We start from the raw sequence: 16,877 nt of genomic DNA, 5'->3' as shown, positions 1-16,877 counted from the left end.
CGGCGGTGGCCATGGTCCTCACGCCGGTGGCCTCCGCGCAGGCACTGGCGGGGCTGTGCTCGATGACCGGGATCGACTGCCACGTCGTCCCGTCGAGCTCCGGCGCCGTCGCGGTGATCGAGCTCGACGACAAGGGCCGCGCCGTCGACGACCCGACCGCCGCGAAGGCGCAGACCGGTGACGCAGCGGCCCTGGCCGCCGCGGACGTCCCAGCAGCGGACGACGACGACGCACCAGCCAGGGCCGACGACGCACCTGCCGCGGCCGACGGCGACGCCGACGACGATCTCCACGTGCGCGACTGGGACATCAGCGAGCTGCTCGGCGGCTCGCCGGAGGACATCCCGCCGCAGGCCGACGAGCTCGCCAAGAACCTGTCGCGGCTATCGAAGACCGGCGTCGTGCTCATCACCGCCGCGCTTACCGAGGGCGGCGGCTTCGAGCGGGGCCTGTCGGGCCAGCTGACCGGGCGGCACTACTCCGGTGGCGAGGCGGGGGAGAAGGTCGCCGTCGGCCTCATCCTCGCCGGCGCGGACGACATGGTCGAGGACCTCATCCTGCGCCGGGTGCGCGTGGCTGAAGTCTCGGGCCACCAGCGCTCGGGCAGCATCCCGCGGTGGAAGGCAGCCCGGATGTTCGGCAAGGGCCTGCGCCGCCGCAAGCCGTAGTGGCTGCTGCAAGCCGCCGCCGCAGCGGTGCGGGGCGCGGACGGTGAAACGGGGGTTCGCCTCAGTCGCGGCTCTGGGAAGGCCCGGGCGATGATCTGAAGCCCCGGTCAGCCGGGCCCGGGCCAGCCGGGCGCACGCAGCCGGACCCGCGCCAGCCAGGCCTGCGCGGGTGACCTAGAATCGTCCGGTGACCAGCCAACCCTCCGTCGTCGTGCTCGACTACGGCTCGGGCAACGTCCGCTCCGCGGTGCGTGCCCTCGAGCGAGCCGGAGCTGACGTCACCCTCACCGCCGACCGGGACGCGGTTGCCGCGGCGGACGGTCTCGTCGTCCCCGGCGTCGGCGCGTTCGCCGCCGTCATGCGCCAGCTGGTCGCCGTCGGTGCCCCCCGGATGATCGAGCGACGGCTGGCCGGCGGCCGCCCGGTGCTCGGCATCTGCGTCGGCATGCAGGTGATGTTCGCCGGCGGGGACGAGCACGGCACCCGCACTGACGGGCTCGACCAGTGGTCCGGTGAGATCACCCGGCTGCCGGCACCGATCGTGCCGCACATGGGCTGGGCCACCGTCGACGCCCCCGCGGGCAGCCGGCTGTTCGCCGACATCGCGGCCGAGCGCTTCTACTTCGTCCACTCCTACGCCGCCCAGCAGGACCCGGCCGCCGACGTGATGCCGAGCTCACCGCTGGCCCCGCCGCTGGTCACCTGGGCCGAGCACGGCGGGCGGTTCGTCGCCGCGGTCGAGAACGGCGCGCTGTCCGCTACCCAGTTCCACCCCGAGAAGTCCGGCGACGCCGGCGCGCAGCTGCTGCGCAACTGGATCAGCGCCCTCCGCTGATCTCACCCCGGCGCCGTCGCGCCCACCACCAAGGAGAGAACATGACCCGCCTCGAGCTGCTGCCCGCCGTCGACGTCGTCGATGGGCAGGCCGTCCGTCTGGTCCAGGGGGAGGCCGGGTCCGAGACCTCTTACGGCGACCCCGTCGAGGCCGCCCGCACCTGGGCCGAGCAGGGCGCCGAGTGGATCCACCTCGTCGACCTCGACGCCGCCTTCGGCCGCGGCTCCAACGCCGAGCTGCTCGCCGGGCTGGTCGCCGGCCTCGACGTCGCCGTCGAGCTGTCCGGCGGCATCCGCGACGACGAGAGCCTGGCCCGCGCGCTCGACACCGGCGCCAAGCGCATCAACCTCGGCACCGCCGCGCTGGAGGACCCGGAGTGGACCGCCAAGGTCATCGCCAAGCACGGCGACCGCATCGCCGTCGGCCTCGACGTCCGCGGCACCACGCTGGCCGCCCGCGGCTGGACCCGTGAGGGCGGGGACCTGTGGGAAGTCCTCACCCGGCTCGACGGCGACGGCTGCGCCCGCTACGTCGTCACCGACGTCGACAAGGACGGCACGCTGCGCGGCCCGAACGTCGACCTGCTCCGCGAGGTCTGCGAGCGGACGACGGCGCCGGTCGTCGCCTCCGGCGGGGTCTCCTCGCTCGACGACATCGCCGTGCTGCGCACCCTCGTGGACGTCGGCGTCGAGGGCGCGATCGTCGGCAAGGCGCTGTACGCCGAGGCCTTCACGCTGCCCGAGGCGCTGGACGTGGCAGGCCGTCCGTGACACCGCTGCCACCGGAGATGATGCCCGGCGCGCAGGGCGGCCCCGCCGTCGACCCCTCGCTCGCCGCCAAGCTCGGCGGCCGGCAGCCCGGTGGCGCCGCGGACTCGGCCGGCCAGCCCTGGTCGGGCCGTACCCTCAAGCCCAACCCGTTCTCCGGTGACGACGGCTCGGCGCCCGCGGCGATCGTCGCGGCGCTGGCGCTCGACGACGAGACCGAGCGTCTCGTCGCCCTCGCCGACGCGCTGCGCGACGCCCGGGTGATCGTGCCGGTCGTCGCCCACGAGCACCCCGGGCGCGGCGAGGACGGCGAGGTCGTCAGCCACACCAAGCACGGCTCCGGCGACCCGCAGGCCGACGCCTGCGCCTCGGCCGCGATGGTCTCGGTGCGCACCCCCGACGGCCGCGCCGCGCTGCCGGTGTTCAGCTCGGTCGAGGCGATGCAGGCGTGGGACGCCACCGCCCGGCCGGTCCCCGTCGAGGGCGTGCGGGCCGCGCTGGCCGCGGTCGCCGACGCCGACTCGATGCTCGTGCTCGACGCCGCCGGTCCGGTGACCGCGCTGCTCGGCCGGCCCGCGGTGTGGTCGATCGTCCACAACGAGCCGTGGGTGCCCTCGTGGCAGGACCCCGAGCTGCCGGCCGTGGCGGCCAACGCGCTGCGCGGCATCACCGAGCTCACCGCGGTGCGCCTCGAGCGCGGCAGCAGCAGCGAGCTGCGCGCCGTGCTCGCCGTCGCCCACGACCTCACCCGCGACCAGGTGATGGACGTCATCACCCGGGCGCAGCAGGCGCTCAGCTCCGACCCCACCCTCACCGACCGGGTCGACTCCCTCGAGCTGTACCCGATGGCGGTCCAGTAGGGCGCGGTCCAGCAGCGCGAGGTCAGTCCGAGCTGTCGGTGCTCTCGCTGTCCCGGCAGGACCCCAGCGGCTCGAAGGCATCCTCGGTGAGGAGGTCGTGCAGGGTGCTCACCGGCACCACGTAGCTGTTGTTCCACACGTCCATCGCGTAGACCACCCCGACCACCTGCCCGTCGACGCCGAGCACCGCGCTGCCCGAGGACCCGTGGTCGACCTGCGCGTTGGTCCGCCCGACCACGCCGAGGTCCGAGCCGATCGGGTCCTGCTCGTAACCGAGCACGGTGCCGGTCGTCGTCGTCAGCTGGCCGCCCTGCGGATAACCGACCACGGTGATCTCGTCGCCCACCGCCGCGTCCACCTCGGCCAGCCCCGGCACGGTGGTCACCGGCTCGGAGGTCCGCAGCAGCGCGAGGTCCGCGACGTCGGTGACACCGACCGACACGGCGTCGATCTCCAGGCCGTCGTAGGTGGTGACCTGGATCCGGTCGGTGTCGGCGACGACGTGCCGGTTGGTGACGATGGTGCGCTCGTCCAGCGCGAAGCCGGAGCCGGTCGACAGCTTCCCGCAGCCGACGTTGCGGATCCGCACCGCCATCCGCTCGGCCGCGTCGACGCCGTCGGGCGAGAGCGCTCCCGGGTCGCCGACGTGGGGCGCCTCGACGTCGGGGACATGGTCGGCAGGCATCGGCCCGGGCATCGGCGGCACGACGCCACAGCCGGCGAGCATCGTCGCGCCCAGCGCGGCCGCAGCGAGGCCGGGGACCAGCAGGCGGCGCCGGGTCATGAGTCCTCCAGCCGGCTCTGCAGGTTGTCGTTGGCGTCCGTGGCGGCCTGGCAGAACTCGGTCACCTCGCCGCGGTACTCGTCGAGCATCTCCTGGTTGAGCGTCATCCGCGGTGGGGGGGACTCGTCGCTCGAGGGCGTCTCGGTAGGCTCCGGCTCCGGCGCCGCCGCCTGCTCCGACAGCGTGGTCGCAGCCTCCTCGAGGACGCCGATGAGCTCCTCCTGGGCGGCGATGCACTGGTCCATCGCGTCGGCGACGGCGGTCGCGGCCGCCGACACCTCTTCCTGGTAATTGGCGACCTGCCGCTGCACCTCGCGGTCGTCGCCGGTCTGCGCGACGGCGTCGGCGAGCTCGTGGATCTGGTCCTGCGCGCCGTCGAGCTGGCTCTCGACCAGCGCGAGGGTGCTGGCGGACTCCTCCAGCTCCGCCCGCGTCTGCGCCAGCTCGGCGCCGAGGTCGCGAGCGGTGCCGTCGAGCGCGTCGGCCCGGTCCTCCCACCGTTGGGACAGCACCAGCAGGTACGCCCCGCCGCCGAGCGCGAGCAGCAGGAGGACGGTGAGGACGACGGCGACCCACCGGCGTCGACGGGGACGGCTGTGAGGTTGCTCATCACCTGCCGGAGGGTGCCCGGGAGCGGGGTCGGCCGCGGCGCGCACGGCCGCGCGGGTCCGCGGCGGAGTGTGCTCGGGTGGCAGTATGTCGGCAGGGGACGGTGAGGAGGGGTGCGCGCCTGCGCCCTGCCATTCGTCCGTCATGCGTGGTAGTCTCTCAGACTGACCCGCCGGATTGTTACTCCGGCGTGCAAGCGGAGTTCCTCCCACCTTGTCTCGACGGCCCTCACGGGTGACAGAGGCTGGGTTCACGGTCACCGAGGGGCGACCCTCTGGCACGAAGTTGGTGCCGCGACCTTGAGGCCTCCGTGCGCAACTGCGAACGGAGGCCTTCTTCGTTAGCAGTTATCGACAAGGAAGAGGAGCAGCACATCAGCGAGCCCCGTATCAACGATCGCATCCGCGTTCCCGAGGTCCGGCTCGTCGGACCCGCCGGTGAGCAGGTGGGTGTCGTTCGGGTTGAGGACGCACTACGACTGGCCCAGGAGGCCGACCTCGACCTCGTCGAGGTCGCACCCGACGCGCGGCCGCCCGTGTGCAAGCTCATGGACTACGGCAAGTTCAAGTACGAAGCAGCCGTCAAGGCGCGCGACGCCCGTCGTAACCAGGTCAACACCATCCTCAAGGAGATCCGGTTCCGCCTGAAGATCGACCCGCACGACTACGCCACCAAGAAGGGGCACGTCGAGCGGTTCCTCAAGGGCGGCGACAAGGTCAAGGTCATGATCATGTTCCGCGGCCGTGAGCAGTCCCGCCCGGAGATGGGCATGCGGTTGCTGCAGAAGCTGGCGGAAGAGGTCTCCGAGCTCGGTTTCATCGAGAGCACCCCGCGGCTTGACGGACGCAACATGACGATGGTCATCGGTCCGCACAAGAAGAAGACCGAAGCCCGGAGCGAGCAGCGCCGGGCCCGCGAGCAGAAGGCGGCCGACACCGCAGCGGCCGAGACCGCAGCGGCGGCCGAGACTGCAGCAGCGGCCGAGACCGCAGCGGCGACTGAGCCCGCAGCAGCGACTGAGTCCGCAGCGGCGGTCCAGACCCCAGTGGAGGAGTAGCCCCAGGGCTGCGCCTGATGTCCGACGCCGGCGAGAGCCGGCACCCTACCCGTGCCCCCGGGCACGGTTCGACAGAGGAAGACGATGCCGAAGAACAAGACGCACTCCGGTGCAAAGAAGCGTTTCAAGGTCACCGGTAGCGGGAAGCTCATGCGCGAGCAGGCCAACCGCCGGCACCTCCTCGAGAGCAAGCCGTCCACGCGTACGCGCCGGCTCGCCCAGGACAAGGCGGTCTCCCCGGCCGACACCCCCGCAATCAAGAAGATGCTCGGCCTCTAAGCCGCCCGACTAAAGGAGAACGACGTGGCACGCGTCAAGCGGGCGGTCAACGCCCACAAGAAGCGCCGGACGACACTCGAGCGCGCCAGCGGTTACCGCGGGCAGCGTTCGCGGCTGTACCGCAAGGCCAAGGAGCAGGTCACGCACTCGATGACCTACAACTACCGTGACCGGAAGGCCCGCAAGGGTGACTTCCGCCGGTTGTGGATCCAGCGCATCAACGCCGCGGTGCGCGCCGAGGGCATGACGTACAACCGCTTCATCCAGGGCCTCAAGGCCGCCGAGGTCGAGGTCGACCGCCGCATGCTCGCCGAGCTGGCGGTCAGCGACCCGGCTGCGTTCGCCAAGCTCGTCGAGGTGGCCAAGGCCAACCTCCCCGAGGACGTCAACGCACCAGCGGCCTGATCGCCGGCTCGACGATCACGCCGTGACCGAACGCCCGGACGACCTGCTGACCAACCCCCGATCTGATCGGGTGCGGATGGTCAAGCGGTTGTCCGGGCGTTCGGCGCGTGAACGCCACGGCCAGTTCCTCGTCGAGGGCCCGCAGGGCGTCCGAGAGGCCGTCGCCCACGCCCCTGGACTGGTCCGGGACCTCTACCTGACGCCCGACGCCGTCGAGCGCTACCCCGAGATCGCCACCGCCGCGCGGGGCTCGGTCTCCCACATCCACCTCACCGCCCCCGACGTGGTCGCCGCGATGAGCGGGGACGCGCAGGGGCTGCTCGCCGTCGTCCGCGCCGAGCCGCACCCGCTCGACGCGCTCGACGGCGCGGCCCTGGTCGCGGTGCTCGCCCGCGGCACCGACCCGGGCAACGTCGGCACCATCATCCGGGCCGCGGACGCTGCCGGCGCCGGCGGGGTGCTGCTCGGCCCCGGCTCCGTCGAGCTGCACAACCCCAAGGTGGTGCGCGCTACCGCAGGCTCGCTGTTCCACCTGCCCGTCGTCGAGACCGATGATCTCGCCGGCTCGCTCGAGCGGCTGCGCGCCGGCGGGCTCCAGCTGCTCGCCGCGGACGCCGGCGCCGAGTGGGACCTCGACGACCTCGCCGACCACGCCGCCCGGGGCACCGCCGCCGGTGGCGGGCCGGACCTGCGCCGGCCGGCGGCCTGGATCTTCGGGCACGAGGCCCACGGCCTGAGCGAGGCCGAGGTGGCACTGGCGGACGCCGTCGTCGGGGTCCCGATCCACGGCCTGGCCGAGTCACTCAACGTCGCCACCGCCGCGACGCTGTGTCTCTACGCCTCCGCCCGCGCCCAGCGCCACCCCTGACCCACACCCCACCCACGCACACATCCACACATGCGCCGACAGCACACTTGTCCGCGACAGCGGGATTGTCCGCGACAGCGGGATTGTCCGCGACAGCGGGATTGTCCGCGACAGCAGACTTGTCCGCGAGAGCGGGATTGTCCGCGACAGCAGACTTGTCTGCGAGAGCGGGATTGTCCGCGAGAGCGGGATTGTCCGCGACAGCAGACTTGTCTGCGAGAGCGGGATTGTCTGCGAGAGCGGGATTGTCTGCGAGAGCGGGATTGTCTGCGAGAGCGGGATTGTCTGCGAGAGCAGACTTGTCCACGCCGTTGACAATCCCGCTGTCAGCGACGAGGGGTGGTGGGGCGGGGCGGGTCAGCCGCCCTGCTGGACGTAGCTGACGAGCTCGTCCCGCTCGTGCTGCAGGTGGTCGAGCCGCTGCTTGACCACGTCGCCGATGCTCACGATCCCCGCCAGCCTCCCGTCGACGACGACCGGCAGGTGCCGGATCCGGCGGTCGGTCATCGTGCGTGCGAGGTTCTCGACATCGTCCTCCGGCGCGCAGGTGACGACGTCGGACGACATGAGGTCGCGGACGAGGACGGTGCGCTGCTCCGGGGCGCGATGGAGGTGCACGACGACGTCGCGCTCGCTGACGATCCCGAGCACCGTCCGATCGGCGTCGCTGACGACGCAGGCACCGATGCGGTGCTCGTCGAGCAGGTCGAGGAGGTCAGCGAGCGTCGCATCACTTCGGATCGTGACGACGGCATCGCCCTTGCGCCGGAGAATCTCTGAGATACGCATCCGCCAACCATACCCGGGTGTGACCTGCACCACATGGGCAGCCGGTGGTGGCACGATGGCTCGATGCGACTCTTTGCCGCGCTCCGGCCCCCGTCAGAGGCGTTGGACCACCTGCAGGTGGCCGTCGACGCCGTCGTGCCCCCGTGGCGCGGCGGCGGACCGTCACCGCTGCGGTGGACCGACCCCGAGCAGCGGCACGTGACGCTGGCGTTCTTCGGCGAGGTGCCAGGTGGTGCCGCCGACGAGCTCACTGCCGAGCTCGCCGCCGTCGCCGCCCGGTGGGACCCGTTCGAGGCCGAGCTCGCCGGCGCCGGGGTGTTCTCCGGATCGGCGCTGTGGGTGGGGTTGCAGACCGACGTCGACATCGTGCCGTTCATGGCCGAGTGCGAGGCGGCCGGCGAGGGCATCTCGCGGCTCGACGCCCGTGACCGCCGCCGCGCTCACCTGACCGTCGCCCGGCTCGGCCGGCGCGGGAGGCAGGGGCGTGGTGGCCGGCGCGGCGAGCGTGATCGCGGCAGACCCGAGTGGGCGGGCGGGCCCCCTCGCAGCTCCCGCGGGGGTGAGTGGTCCGGGCGGCGCGGCGGCTGGGCGGACGACGGGGCAGCGGCGCGGGGCAGCGACTGGCACCGCGGCAGCACGGGGCGGCAGGCCGGTCCCGCGCGCACCGGCCGGTCGCGCGAACCCGGCGGCCCGGCGCGCCCGGGCGAGGTCGACCTCGACGCCGTCGTCCATGCCCTCTCCGTCTACCGCGGCCCGGTGTGGCAGGCGACGCAGCTAGACCTGGTCTCGTCCGTCCTGGGGGAGGGGCGCGGCGGCGGGGCGCGGCACGAGGTGCTGGCGACGCTCCCGCTGGGAGCGGGGCGAGCTGGGTGACCGCGCCGGGCTCGCTGCCGGTCAGGCGGGTGCGGCCCGCTTGCCCAGGGTGCGGATCGCGAACCCGAGGGCGATGAACAGCACGCCGGCCACGATCGCGTAGATGCCGAGGACGATCCCCAGCACGGTGGCGGTGAGGTCCGGAACGGCGACGAGCACGACGCCGAACGCTACGGTCGCCAGCCCGAGGAACACTCCCCAGCCCCAGCCGGCGCCGACGGCCTTGCGGGCCGCCACCGCGGTGATCGCCAGCACGACGCCGCCGGCGATCGCCCAGACCCCGGCGAGCATGATGAGCAGCGCCGCCGACATGCCCGGCCGGATGATGAGCACGAGGCCGGCGACGGCGCCGACGACGCCGAAGAGGATCTCCCAGCCCGCGCCGGGCGTCCCGCGCCGCCGGATGCCGTCGACGACCGAGAGCACGCCGTCGATCAGCCAGTAGACGCCGAGGAGCGTGACGATCGTCAGGACGGCGATCGACGGCCAGACGAGGACGACGATCCCGAGCACGACGCCGAGGACCCCACGGATGACCGGGAGGTACCACAGCTGCCTCGCCAGGGCGGAGAACGTCGGGAGCGGTGAACGGGCATCGCTGGTGCTGGTCATGGGACGTTCCTAGCGCCGGGCGGCGCCGGTGGCAACCACCTCGGTCGCGGAGCGCCCGATCGGGCAAGGGTGTCGCCCCGCCCTGACGCGGTGCGCGGTCCCCGGCGGCCCACCCGGACGCTCTCGACGCAGCTGCGCGCAGCCGCCGAGCGCCTCGTGTGGCACCATGATCCCCATGCGCAGCCGTCGATTTAGCGGGCCCGTTCGGGCCTCGCGCTGACGCGCCCCGGCGGTGCCGCCCCACGTGAGGTGGCCCGGGACGAGCACGGCAGCTGACGTACGCGGCGGACACCGCCGCTCCCGAGCGGGCATGACGACTACAGTCCCTTGCTGGATGCCGACAGGCACGACGACGCTCGGAAGGTACGCATGACCACCCCCGCCCACCCCCCGCTGTCCCCGCTCGACGCCGCGGGCCTGGCCACCGCCGTCGAGCAGGCGCTCGCCGCGTTCGAGACGGCCGGCACGCTCGAGGAGCTGAAGTCGGCGCGCCTGGCCCACACCGGTGACCGCAGCCCGCTCACTCTCGCCAACCGCGAGATCGGCCGGCTCGAGGCCAAGGACAAGGCCGCTGCCGGCAAGAACCTCGGCCAGGCCCGCGGGCGCATCCAGCAGGCCATCGCCGCGCGCCAGCAGCAGCTCGAGGCCGAGGAGGAGGTGCGCCGGCTGCGAGAAGAGACCGTCGACGTCACGCTGCCCACCGACCGCCGGCCACGCGGCGCCCGCCACCCGCTGGAGACGCTCCAGGAGGAGGTCGGCGACTTCTTCGTCGCGATGGGCTGGGAGATCGCCGAGGGCCCCGAGGTCGAGCACGAGTGGCTGAACTTCGACGCCCTCAACCACGGCCCCGACCACCCGGCCCGGCAGATGGCCGACACCTTCTACGTCGCCGGCACCGCCGAGCAGCCCACCGAGGGCCTCGTGCTGCGCACCCACACCTCCCCGGTGCAGGCGCGCACCATGCTCAGCAGGGACGTGCCGATCTACATCGCCTGCCCCGGCAAGGTGTTCCGCAACGACGCGCTCGACGCCACCCACACCCCGGTGTTCCACCAGGTCGAGGGGCTGGCGGTGGACAAGGGCCTGACGATGGCGCACCTCAAGGGCACCCTCGACCACTTCGCCCGCGCGATGTTCGGCCCGGAGTCCCGCACGCGCCTGCGCCCGGCGTTCTTCCCGTTCACCGAGCCCAGCGCCGAGATGGACGTCTGGTTCCCGCAGAAGAAGGGCGGCCCCGGCTGGGTCGAGTGGGGCGGCTGCGGGATGGTCAACCCCCAGGTGCTCATCGCCGCCGGGATCGACCCGGAGGAGTACACCGGCTTCGCCTTCGGCATGGGCATCGAGCGCACCCTGATGTTCCGCCACGGCATCGCTGACATGCACGACATCGTCGAGGGCGACATGCGCTTCTCCGCCCAGTTCGGCACCACCGGAAAGGGGAACTGACATGCCTTACGTCCCGCTGAGCTGGCTCGCCGAGCACGCCGCCGTCCCCGCCGGCACCACCGCCGCCGACCTCGCCGCCGACCTCGTCCGGGTCGGCCTCGAGGAGGAGGAGATCGTGCCCGCCGCGGTCACCGGACCGCTCGTCGTCGGCCGGGTGCTGTCGATCGAGACCGAGGAGCACAAGAACGGCAAGGCGATCAACTACTGCCGCGTCGACGTCGGGCCGGAGCACAACGACGCCCCCGGCACCGGCAAGGAGCCCGCTGACGTCCCGTCACGCGGGATCGTCTGCGGCGCGCACAACTTCGCCGTCGGAGACGACGTCGTCGTCGCGCTGCCCGGCACCACCCTTCCCGGCGACTTCCACATCGCCGCCCGCAAGACCTACGGCCACACCTCCGACGGCATGATCTGCTCGGTGAGCGAGCTCGGCCTGGGCGACGACCACGACGGCATCATCGTGCTCGGCGACTACCTCGACGAGCCGGTCCCGGCGCCTGGCGCCGACGCGGTCGCGCTGCTCGGCCTCGGCACCGAGGTGCTCGAGATCAACGTGACGCCCGACCGCGGCTACTGCTTCTCGATGCGCGGCGTCGCCCGCGAGTACTCCCACGCCACCGGCGCGGCCTTCACCGACCCGGCGCTGCCCGCGAACCTGCCGGCCGGCCCGCCGCCCGCCGCCACCGCCGACGGGTTCGGCGTCGAGGTCGACGACGCCGCCCCGATCAACGGCAACGTCGGCTGCGACCGCTTCGTCACCCGCGTCGTGCGCGGCATCGACCCGGCCGCGCCCTCGCCGTCGTGGCTCACCGAGCGGCTCCGCCAGGCCGGCATGCGGCCGATCTCGCTCGCCGTCGACGTGACGAACTACGTCATGCTCGACCTCGGCCAGCCGCTGCACGCCTACGACCTCGCCCTCGTCGCCGCGCCGATCGTCGTGCGCCGCGCGCGGACAGGGGAGCGGCTCACCACCCTTGACGACGCCGATCGCGCCCTCGACCCCGAGGACCTCCTCATCACCGATTCGCCCGACGGCGACCGCGGCGCCCGCGTCCTCGGCCTCGCCGGCGTCATGGGCGGGGCCGCGACCGAGGTGAGTCCGGGCACCACCGACGTGCTCATCGAGGCGGCGCACTTCGACCCGGTCTCCGTGGCCCGCACCGCCCGCCGGCACAAGCTGCCCAGCGAGGCGGCCAAGCGCTTCGAGCGCGGCGTCGACACCCGCATCCAGGACGTCGCCGCCCAGCGCGTCGTCGACCTGCTCGTCGAGCACGGCGGCGGCACCGCGGACCCGGCGGTGAGCGACCTCGACGAGACGACGGCGCCCGCCCCGCTGCGCTTCCCGCTCGGCGAGGTCGCGCGCCTCACCGGCGTCGAGCACCCGCGGGAGCGGATCGTCGGCCTGCTCGAGCAGCTCGGTGCCACCGTCGCCGACGTGCCCGGCGACGGCGTCGTCTCGGTGACGCCGCCGACCTGGCGGCCGGACCTCGTCGGCTCCGCGCACCTGGTCGAGGAGGTCGCCCGGCTCGCCGGCTACGACGAGATCCCCTCGGTGCTGCCGACCGCCCCCGCCGGCCGGGGGCTCACCCGGGGCCAGCAGCAGCGCCGCGACGTCGCCCGCGCGCTGGCCGACCACGGCCTGATCGAAGTGCTGTCGTACCCGTTCATCGGGGACATCCACGACCGCCTCGAGATCCCGGGCGACGACGCGCGCCGCCACACGCTGCGCCTCGCCAACCCGATGGCCGACGACGCCCCGGCGCTGCGCACCTCGATCCTCGACTCGCTGCTCGACGTCGCCCGGCGCAACGTCAGCCGTGGGCTGAGCGACACCCACGTCTACGAGCTCGGCCTCGTCACCCACCCGGCCGGCATCGTCACCGCGGCCGCGCCGGGGATCGACGGCCGCCCCTCCGACGACGAGATCGCCGCGCTGCGCGCTGCGGTGCCGGCCCAGCCGCGCCACGTCGCCGGCGTGCTCACGGGCCAGCTGGTGCCCGACGGCGTGTGGGGCCCCGGCCGGCCGGTCGACTGGGCCGACGCCGTCGAGGCGGTCCGGGTCGTCGCCGGCGCCGTGGGGGCGACGGTCGAGGTGCGCGCGGCCGAGCAGGCGCCGTGGCACCCCGGACGCTGCGCCGCGGTGCTCGCCGGTGGCGAGGTCATCGGCCACGCCGGCCAGCTGCACCCGCGGGTGGCGCAGACGCTGGGCCTGCCGGCCGGGGCGTCCGCCTTCGAGATCGACCTCGACGCGCTGCTCGCGGTTGCCCCGGTCGAGCCGGTGCAGCCCGAGCCGGTGTCCACCTACCCGCCGGGCAAGGAGGACATCGCGCTCGTCGTCGACGCCGCGGTGCCCTCGGCCGACGTTCTCGCACTGGTCCGTGAGGGGGCGGGGGAGCTCGGCGAGGAGGTGCGGCTGTTCGACGTCTACACCGGTGAGCAGCTGGGCGAGGGCAAGAAGTCGCTCGCCTTCGGGCTGCGGCTGCGCGCCGCCGACCGCACGCTGACCGCCGAGGAGACCGCCGCCGTCCGCGAGCGGATCGTCGCCCTCACCGGCGAGCGTTTCGGAGCCGTGCTGCGTGCCTGACCCCGAGGTCCCGCCCGCCGAGAGCCGACTTGTCGCCGACAGCGGGATTGTCACCGACAGCCGACTTGTCACCGACAGCCGACTTGTCGCCGACAGCCGACTTGTCGCCGAGAGCGGGATTGTCGACGGGGTGCCGCCCGCTCGCACCGCGCTGGTCACCGGCGCCTCCCGGGGCATCGGACGGGCCATCGCGGTCGGGCTGGCCGAGGCTGGCCTGGACGTCGCGCTGCTGGCACGGGACGAGGCCCGCCTCGCCGAGGGGGCCGCCGCGGTCCGCGCCGCCGGCCGCCGAGCGGTGGTGGTGGCCGCCGACGTCACCGACGCCGCCGCCGTGCGCGGCGCGGTGGCCCGGGCGGAGGACGAGCTCGGCTCGATCGACCTGCTCGTCAACAACGCCGGTCTGCTCGACGCCGAGGTTCCGCTGTGGGAGGCCGACCCCGAGCAGTGGTGGCGGGTCGTGGAGACCAACGTGCGAGGTCCGTTCCTCGTGAGCCACGCCGTCGTGCCGGGCATGCTCGCGCGCGGCGGCGGGCGCATCGTCGACCTGAACTCCGGCGCCGGTACCCGCGACAACGCGGTCGCCACCGCCTACAACGTCTCCAAGACGGCGCTGCTGCGGATCGGCGGCGCGCTGCACGAGGCGGGCTTCGACCGCGGGCTGCGCGCCTTCGAGCTCGCGCCCGGCGTGGTCCGCACCGACATGAGCACCTCGATGCGCCTCCACGAGGGCCGCACCGAGTGGACCGACCCGGCGGACGTCGTCGACCTGCTCCTCGCGCTCGCGGGCGGCGAGCTCGACGCACTCTCCGGCTGCTACGTGCGGGCCGGCGCGGACACCCCGGCGTCGCTGCGCGAGGAGATCGTCGGTGGCGGCCCCGGCGGGGCGCGCCGGTTGCGGGTCACCTGACCGGCCCGCAACGCACACCTCCGCTCGGGTCACCACCCAGGTGCTGAGTCACCCCCTGGCCCATGAGGTCAGTACCCGGCTGGGGTGGCCTGAGCGGGAGCGCGGCTACCGGCTCACGCTGCGCAGCGGGGTGGCCAGCAGCGCCCACCCGGCGATCACGACGAGGCCGACGGCGCAGCCGAGCAGCGCGGCAGCGGCGCCGACGGCGTCCGCGGCCGCGCCCAGCGCGCCGTTGGCGATGACGAGCGGCAGGCTCTGCGCCAGCGTCACCACCGACTGCAGCCGGGCCAGGTAGGCCGGCGGCGTCGAGCCCAGCACGAGCGGCCCGAGGTTAGTGCTGAACAGCCCGGTCCCGGCGCCGACGAGCACCGCCGCGAGGACGGCCACCGGCCCGCCGGCGGCGCCAACGGCTAGCAGCGCGGTGCCGGCCGCGCTGACCATCAGCCCCGCGCAGGCCGCCACGCCTGGCAGCCGGAACCCGCCGCGGACCATGACGAGCACCGCGACGGCCGCGACCGTGCCGCCGGCGGTGCCCGCCACGACGCCGGTCCCGGTGGCGTCCCACCCGTGCTGGCGCGCCAGCACGGGCAGCAGCAGCGGCACGACGGGCAGCAGCAGCGCGGCCGTGCCGGCGAGCAGCACGAGGGCCGCCCGCAGCAGGCGGTCGCCCACCGCGAGCCGCAGCCCGTCGACGGCGGCGGCCACCACGCCGCTGCCGGCCGTCGCTCGCCCGTCGGCCGGCACGCAGCCTGCGGCCGGCGCTCGACCCGCGGCGGGGACTGGCCCGTCGGCCGGCACGCGGCCCGCCGGCGAGGGCCGCTCGACGTCGTCGCCGGTGCGGGGACGGATGACCAGCAGCAGCACGAGCATCACGGCGAAGGTGGCGGAGTTGAGCGCGGCGGCCGTCGCCAGGCCGAGGGCGGTGACCACCACCCCGCCGAGCGGCGCGCCGAGCACCCCGCCGAGCTGCGCGGTCACCTGGCGGGCCGACATGTCGCGGGTGAGCTGCTCGGGCGCCAGCAGCTGGCGCGGCATCGACCCGGCGGCCGGCAGGTAGAAGGCGTCGACGGTGCCGATGAGGAGCGCGGCGCCGACCAGCAGCGCCGGCCGCGGGCCCCAGGCCCAGGTCGCCAGTGCGAAGCCGCCGGTGACGAGCACCATCGCGCCGTCGCCGTAGATCATCACCCGCCACGCGCCGCGCCGGTCGGCGACCGCGCCGCCGACGAGCAGCAGCAGGGTCCGCGGCAGGTTGACCGACACCAGGACGAGCCCGGCCAGCGTCGCGCTCTGCCCGGCGGCGACCCACGCCATCGCGAAGCCGAGCAGCTGGACGCCGAACATCGACAGCCCGGCGCCGGTGAGCCACCACCAGAACCGCGCCGGGATGCCGGCCGTCGTCGGCCGGGCGGTTGCTGAGGCGGCGCCGGGCGCGCTCACCGGGCGTCGGGACGGATCGGCATGATGACCGAGAACGGCTCGCCGGCGTCGGCCCGGCTGATGGCCAGCGGGGCAATCGGGCCGTCGGCCGAGAGACGCAGCTGGCCGGGGCCGGTCGCGCCGAGCGCCTGCTGGAGGAACTCCGCGCTCAGCAGCAGCGTGGTGTCGTCGTCCTCGCCCGCCGCAGCGACCAGCGGGTCGGTGGCCGCGAGGAGCTCGACGGCGCCGTCGTCGGCGATGGTCAGCAACCAGTGCTCGACGGCGGGCGCGTCCTGCAGCCGACCCGCGAGGGCGACGTGGTCGACGACGGCGCCCCGGCCGCCCGGCTGCCGGATCACGTGGGTGACGTCGGGGAAGTCCCGGCCGACCGTCGTCGTGCCCAGGCGCCGGCCGTCGAGGTCGACCACGACCTCGTCGCCGGTCCGGTGGAGCGTCAAGGTCCCGGCGGTCAGCCGTGGCCGCAGGTCGTCGAGGACGTCGGTGCTCAGCGACAGCCGCACCGGGGACGACGGCGAGCCCAACGTCAGCGTCTCGGTCGCCAGCCGGTAGCGGTCGGTCGCCCACAGCCGCAGCCGCTCACCGTCGGACTCGAGGAGGACCGCCCGCAGCTCGGGCAGCGAGTGCTCGTCGCCGGCGGCGTAGCGCACCCGGTCGAGCGCGGCGGCGAGGTCGGTGGCCGGCACCGCCAGCGTGCTGCTCGCCTGCCAGCGGTGCTGCACGGCGGCGATCGCGCCGCGCGCCGCGGCCAGCCCGTCCTCGAGGCGCCGGACATGGGCGTCAAGCACAGAGCTCGCCGTCGCGGCGTCGTCGTGCGCGAGGATCGTGCTGATCTCCGCCACTGGCAGCCCGACCCGCCGCAGGCTGGCGACCAGCCGGGCGGCATCGAGCTGGCCGGGGGAGTACCAGCGGTAGCCGGTGGTGGCATCGACGTGCGACGGCGGCAGCAGGCCGGCGCGGTCGTAGAAGCGCAGCGCGCTCAGTGACAGCCCGCTGCCGCGCGCCACCTCGCCGATGCTCAGCAGGTTGTCCATGGCCACAGCCTGGTCCCTCAACCAGGTCGAGGGTCAAGGCGGTGGCCGGGGTCAAGGCGGCGGCCG

General features: G+C 74.0%; 18 protein-coding genes. 12 read left to right on the top strand and 6 right to left on the bottom strand.

All coding sequences use genetic code 11. The annotated features are described in order from the left end of the window. The first annotated feature begins 5 nt into the window (after positions 1-5). The 4 genes from V2J52_RS15580 to V2J52_RS15565 all read left to right on the top strand — a co-directional run bounded on the left by V2J52_RS15580 (position 6) and on the right by V2J52_RS15565 (position 3,130). The gene (locus V2J52_RS15580; RefSeq protein ID WP_331228650.1) at positions 6-668 is read left to right on the top strand and encodes a hypothetical protein; all 663 of its coding nucleotides are present in this window, start codon (positions 6-8) and stop codon (positions 666-668) included. Positions 669-855: 187 nt separating this feature from the next. Further along, positions 856-1,503: an imidazole glycerol phosphate synthase subunit HisH gene (gene hisH / locus V2J52_RS15575; protein ID WP_331228649.1), complete on the top strand. Its 648-nt coding sequence runs from the start codon at positions 856-858 to the stop codon at positions 1,501-1,503. A 41-nt stretch (positions 1,504-1,544) separates the two neighbouring features. Further along, positions 1,545-2,273, top strand: coding sequence for a bifunctional 1-(5-phosphoribosyl)-5-((5-phosphoribosylamino)methylideneamino)imidazole-4-carboxamide isomerase/phosphoribosylanthranilate isomerase PriA (gene priA, locus V2J52_RS15570; protein ID WP_331228648.1), 729 nt, complete (start codon positions 1,545-1,547; stop codon positions 2,271-2,273). Beyond that, complete coding sequence (locus tag V2J52_RS15565) at positions 2,270-3,130, top strand: SseB family protein (RefSeq protein WP_331228647.1); 861 nt, start codon at positions 2,270-2,272, stop codon at positions 3,128-3,130. The genes priA and V2J52_RS15565 overlap by 4 nt, the downstream gene beginning before the upstream one ends. Positions 3,131-3,152: 22 nt before the next feature. Here V2J52_RS15565 and V2J52_RS15560 read toward each other — a convergent pair whose 3' ends face one another. Then, positions 3,153-3,914 (bottom strand): trypsin-like peptidase domain-containing protein, encoded by a 762-nt coding sequence (locus V2J52_RS15560; RefSeq protein WP_331228646.1) that lies wholly within the window; start codon positions 3,912-3,914, stop codon positions 3,153-3,155. Further along, positions 3,911-4,570 (bottom strand): hypothetical protein, encoded by a 660-nt coding sequence (locus V2J52_RS15555; RefSeq protein WP_331228645.1) that lies wholly within the window; start codon positions 4,568-4,570, stop codon positions 3,911-3,913. The genes V2J52_RS15560 and V2J52_RS15555 overlap by 4 nt, the downstream gene beginning before the upstream one ends. A 326-nt stretch (positions 4,571-4,896) precedes the next feature. Between V2J52_RS15555 and infC the strand changes: the two genes are divergently transcribed. The 4 genes from infC to V2J52_RS15535 all read left to right on the top strand — a co-directional run bounded on the left by infC (position 4,897) and on the right by V2J52_RS15535 (position 7,132). Beyond that, positions 4,897-5,580 (top strand): translation initiation factor IF-3, encoded by a 684-nt coding sequence (gene infC / locus V2J52_RS15550; protein ID WP_491062195.1) that lies wholly within the window; start codon positions 4,897-4,899, stop codon positions 5,578-5,580. A gap of 84 nt (positions 5,581-5,664) precedes the next feature. Continuing rightward, on the top strand, positions 5,665-5,859 hold the full coding sequence (gene rpmI, locus V2J52_RS15545; protein ID WP_331228643.1) for a 50S ribosomal protein L35: 195 nt from the start codon (positions 5,665-5,667) through the stop codon (positions 5,857-5,859). A 24-nt stretch (positions 5,860-5,883) separates the two neighbouring features. Then, a complete protein-coding gene (gene rplT / locus V2J52_RS15540) occupies positions 5,884-6,264 on the top strand; it encodes a 50S ribosomal protein L20 (RefSeq protein WP_331228642.1) in 381 nt (126 codons plus the stop codon). Positions 6,265-6,340: 76 nt separating this feature from the next. Then, positions 6,341-7,132, top strand: a complete 792-nt coding sequence (locus V2J52_RS15535) for a TrmH family RNA methyltransferase (RefSeq protein ID WP_434056439.1) — start codon at positions 6,341-6,343, stop codon at positions 7,130-7,132. Positions 7,133-7,489: 357 nt separating this feature from the next. Here V2J52_RS15535 and V2J52_RS15530 read toward each other — a convergent pair whose 3' ends face one another. Then, positions 7,490-7,921: a CBS domain-containing protein gene (locus tag V2J52_RS15530; protein WP_331228640.1), complete on the bottom strand. Its 432-nt coding sequence runs from the start codon at positions 7,919-7,921 to the stop codon at positions 7,490-7,492. A 63-nt stretch (positions 7,922-7,984) separates the two neighbouring features. Between V2J52_RS15530 and V2J52_RS15525 the strand changes: the two genes are divergently transcribed. Then, a complete protein-coding gene (locus tag V2J52_RS15525; protein ID WP_331228639.1) occupies positions 7,985-8,794 on the top strand; it encodes a 2'-5' RNA ligase family protein in 810 nt (269 codons plus the stop codon). Between the two features lie 21 nt (positions 8,795-8,815). On the opposite strand, the gene V2J52_RS15520 is transcribed toward V2J52_RS15525, so the two are convergent. Continuing rightward, complete coding sequence (locus V2J52_RS15520) at positions 8,816-9,406, bottom strand: HdeD family acid-resistance protein (RefSeq protein ID WP_331228638.1); 591 nt, start codon at positions 9,404-9,406, stop codon at positions 8,816-8,818. A gap of 369 nt (positions 9,407-9,775) precedes the next feature. On the opposite strand from V2J52_RS15520, the gene pheS reads away from it, so the two are divergent. Genes pheS through V2J52_RS15505 form a run of 3 tightly spaced genes read left to right on the top strand, consistent with a single transcriptional unit; the run spans position 9,776 to position 14,343 of the window. Next, complete coding sequence (gene pheS / locus V2J52_RS15515; protein ID WP_331228637.1) at positions 9,776-10,852, top strand: phenylalanine--tRNA ligase subunit alpha; 1,077 nt, start codon at positions 9,776-9,778, stop codon at positions 10,850-10,852. A 1-nt stretch (position 10,853) separates the two neighbouring features. Then, the gene (pheT, locus tag V2J52_RS15510; protein WP_331228636.1) at positions 10,854-13,436 is read left to right on the top strand and encodes a phenylalanine--tRNA ligase subunit beta; all 2,583 of its coding nucleotides are present in this window, start codon (positions 10,854-10,856) and stop codon (positions 13,434-13,436) included. After that, entirely contained in the window at positions 13,429-14,343 is a 915-nt protein-coding gene (locus tag V2J52_RS15505) for an SDR family oxidoreductase (protein ID WP_331228635.1), read from the top strand. The genes pheT and V2J52_RS15505 overlap by 8 nt, the downstream gene beginning before the upstream one ends. A gap of 105 nt (positions 14,344-14,448) precedes the next feature. Here V2J52_RS15505 and V2J52_RS15500 read toward each other — a convergent pair whose 3' ends face one another. Next, complete coding sequence (locus tag V2J52_RS15500) at positions 14,449-15,780, bottom strand: MFS transporter (protein ID WP_331228634.1); 1,332 nt, start codon at positions 15,778-15,780, stop codon at positions 14,449-14,451. After that, on the bottom strand, positions 15,777-16,811 hold the full coding sequence (locus V2J52_RS15495) for a DNA polymerase III subunit beta family protein (RefSeq protein ID WP_331228633.1): 1,035 nt from the start codon (positions 16,809-16,811) through the stop codon (positions 15,777-15,779). The genes V2J52_RS15500 and V2J52_RS15495 overlap by 4 nt, the downstream gene beginning before the upstream one ends. Positions 16,812-16,877 lie beyond the last annotated feature (66 nt).

This window comes from Georgenia sunbinii (assembly GCF_036421875.1).
Taxonomy (GTDB): domain Bacteria; phylum Actinomycetota; class Actinomycetes; order Actinomycetales; family Actinomycetaceae; genus Georgenia_B; species Georgenia_B sunbinii.
This window is presented reverse-complemented; position numbering and strand designations above follow the sequence as displayed.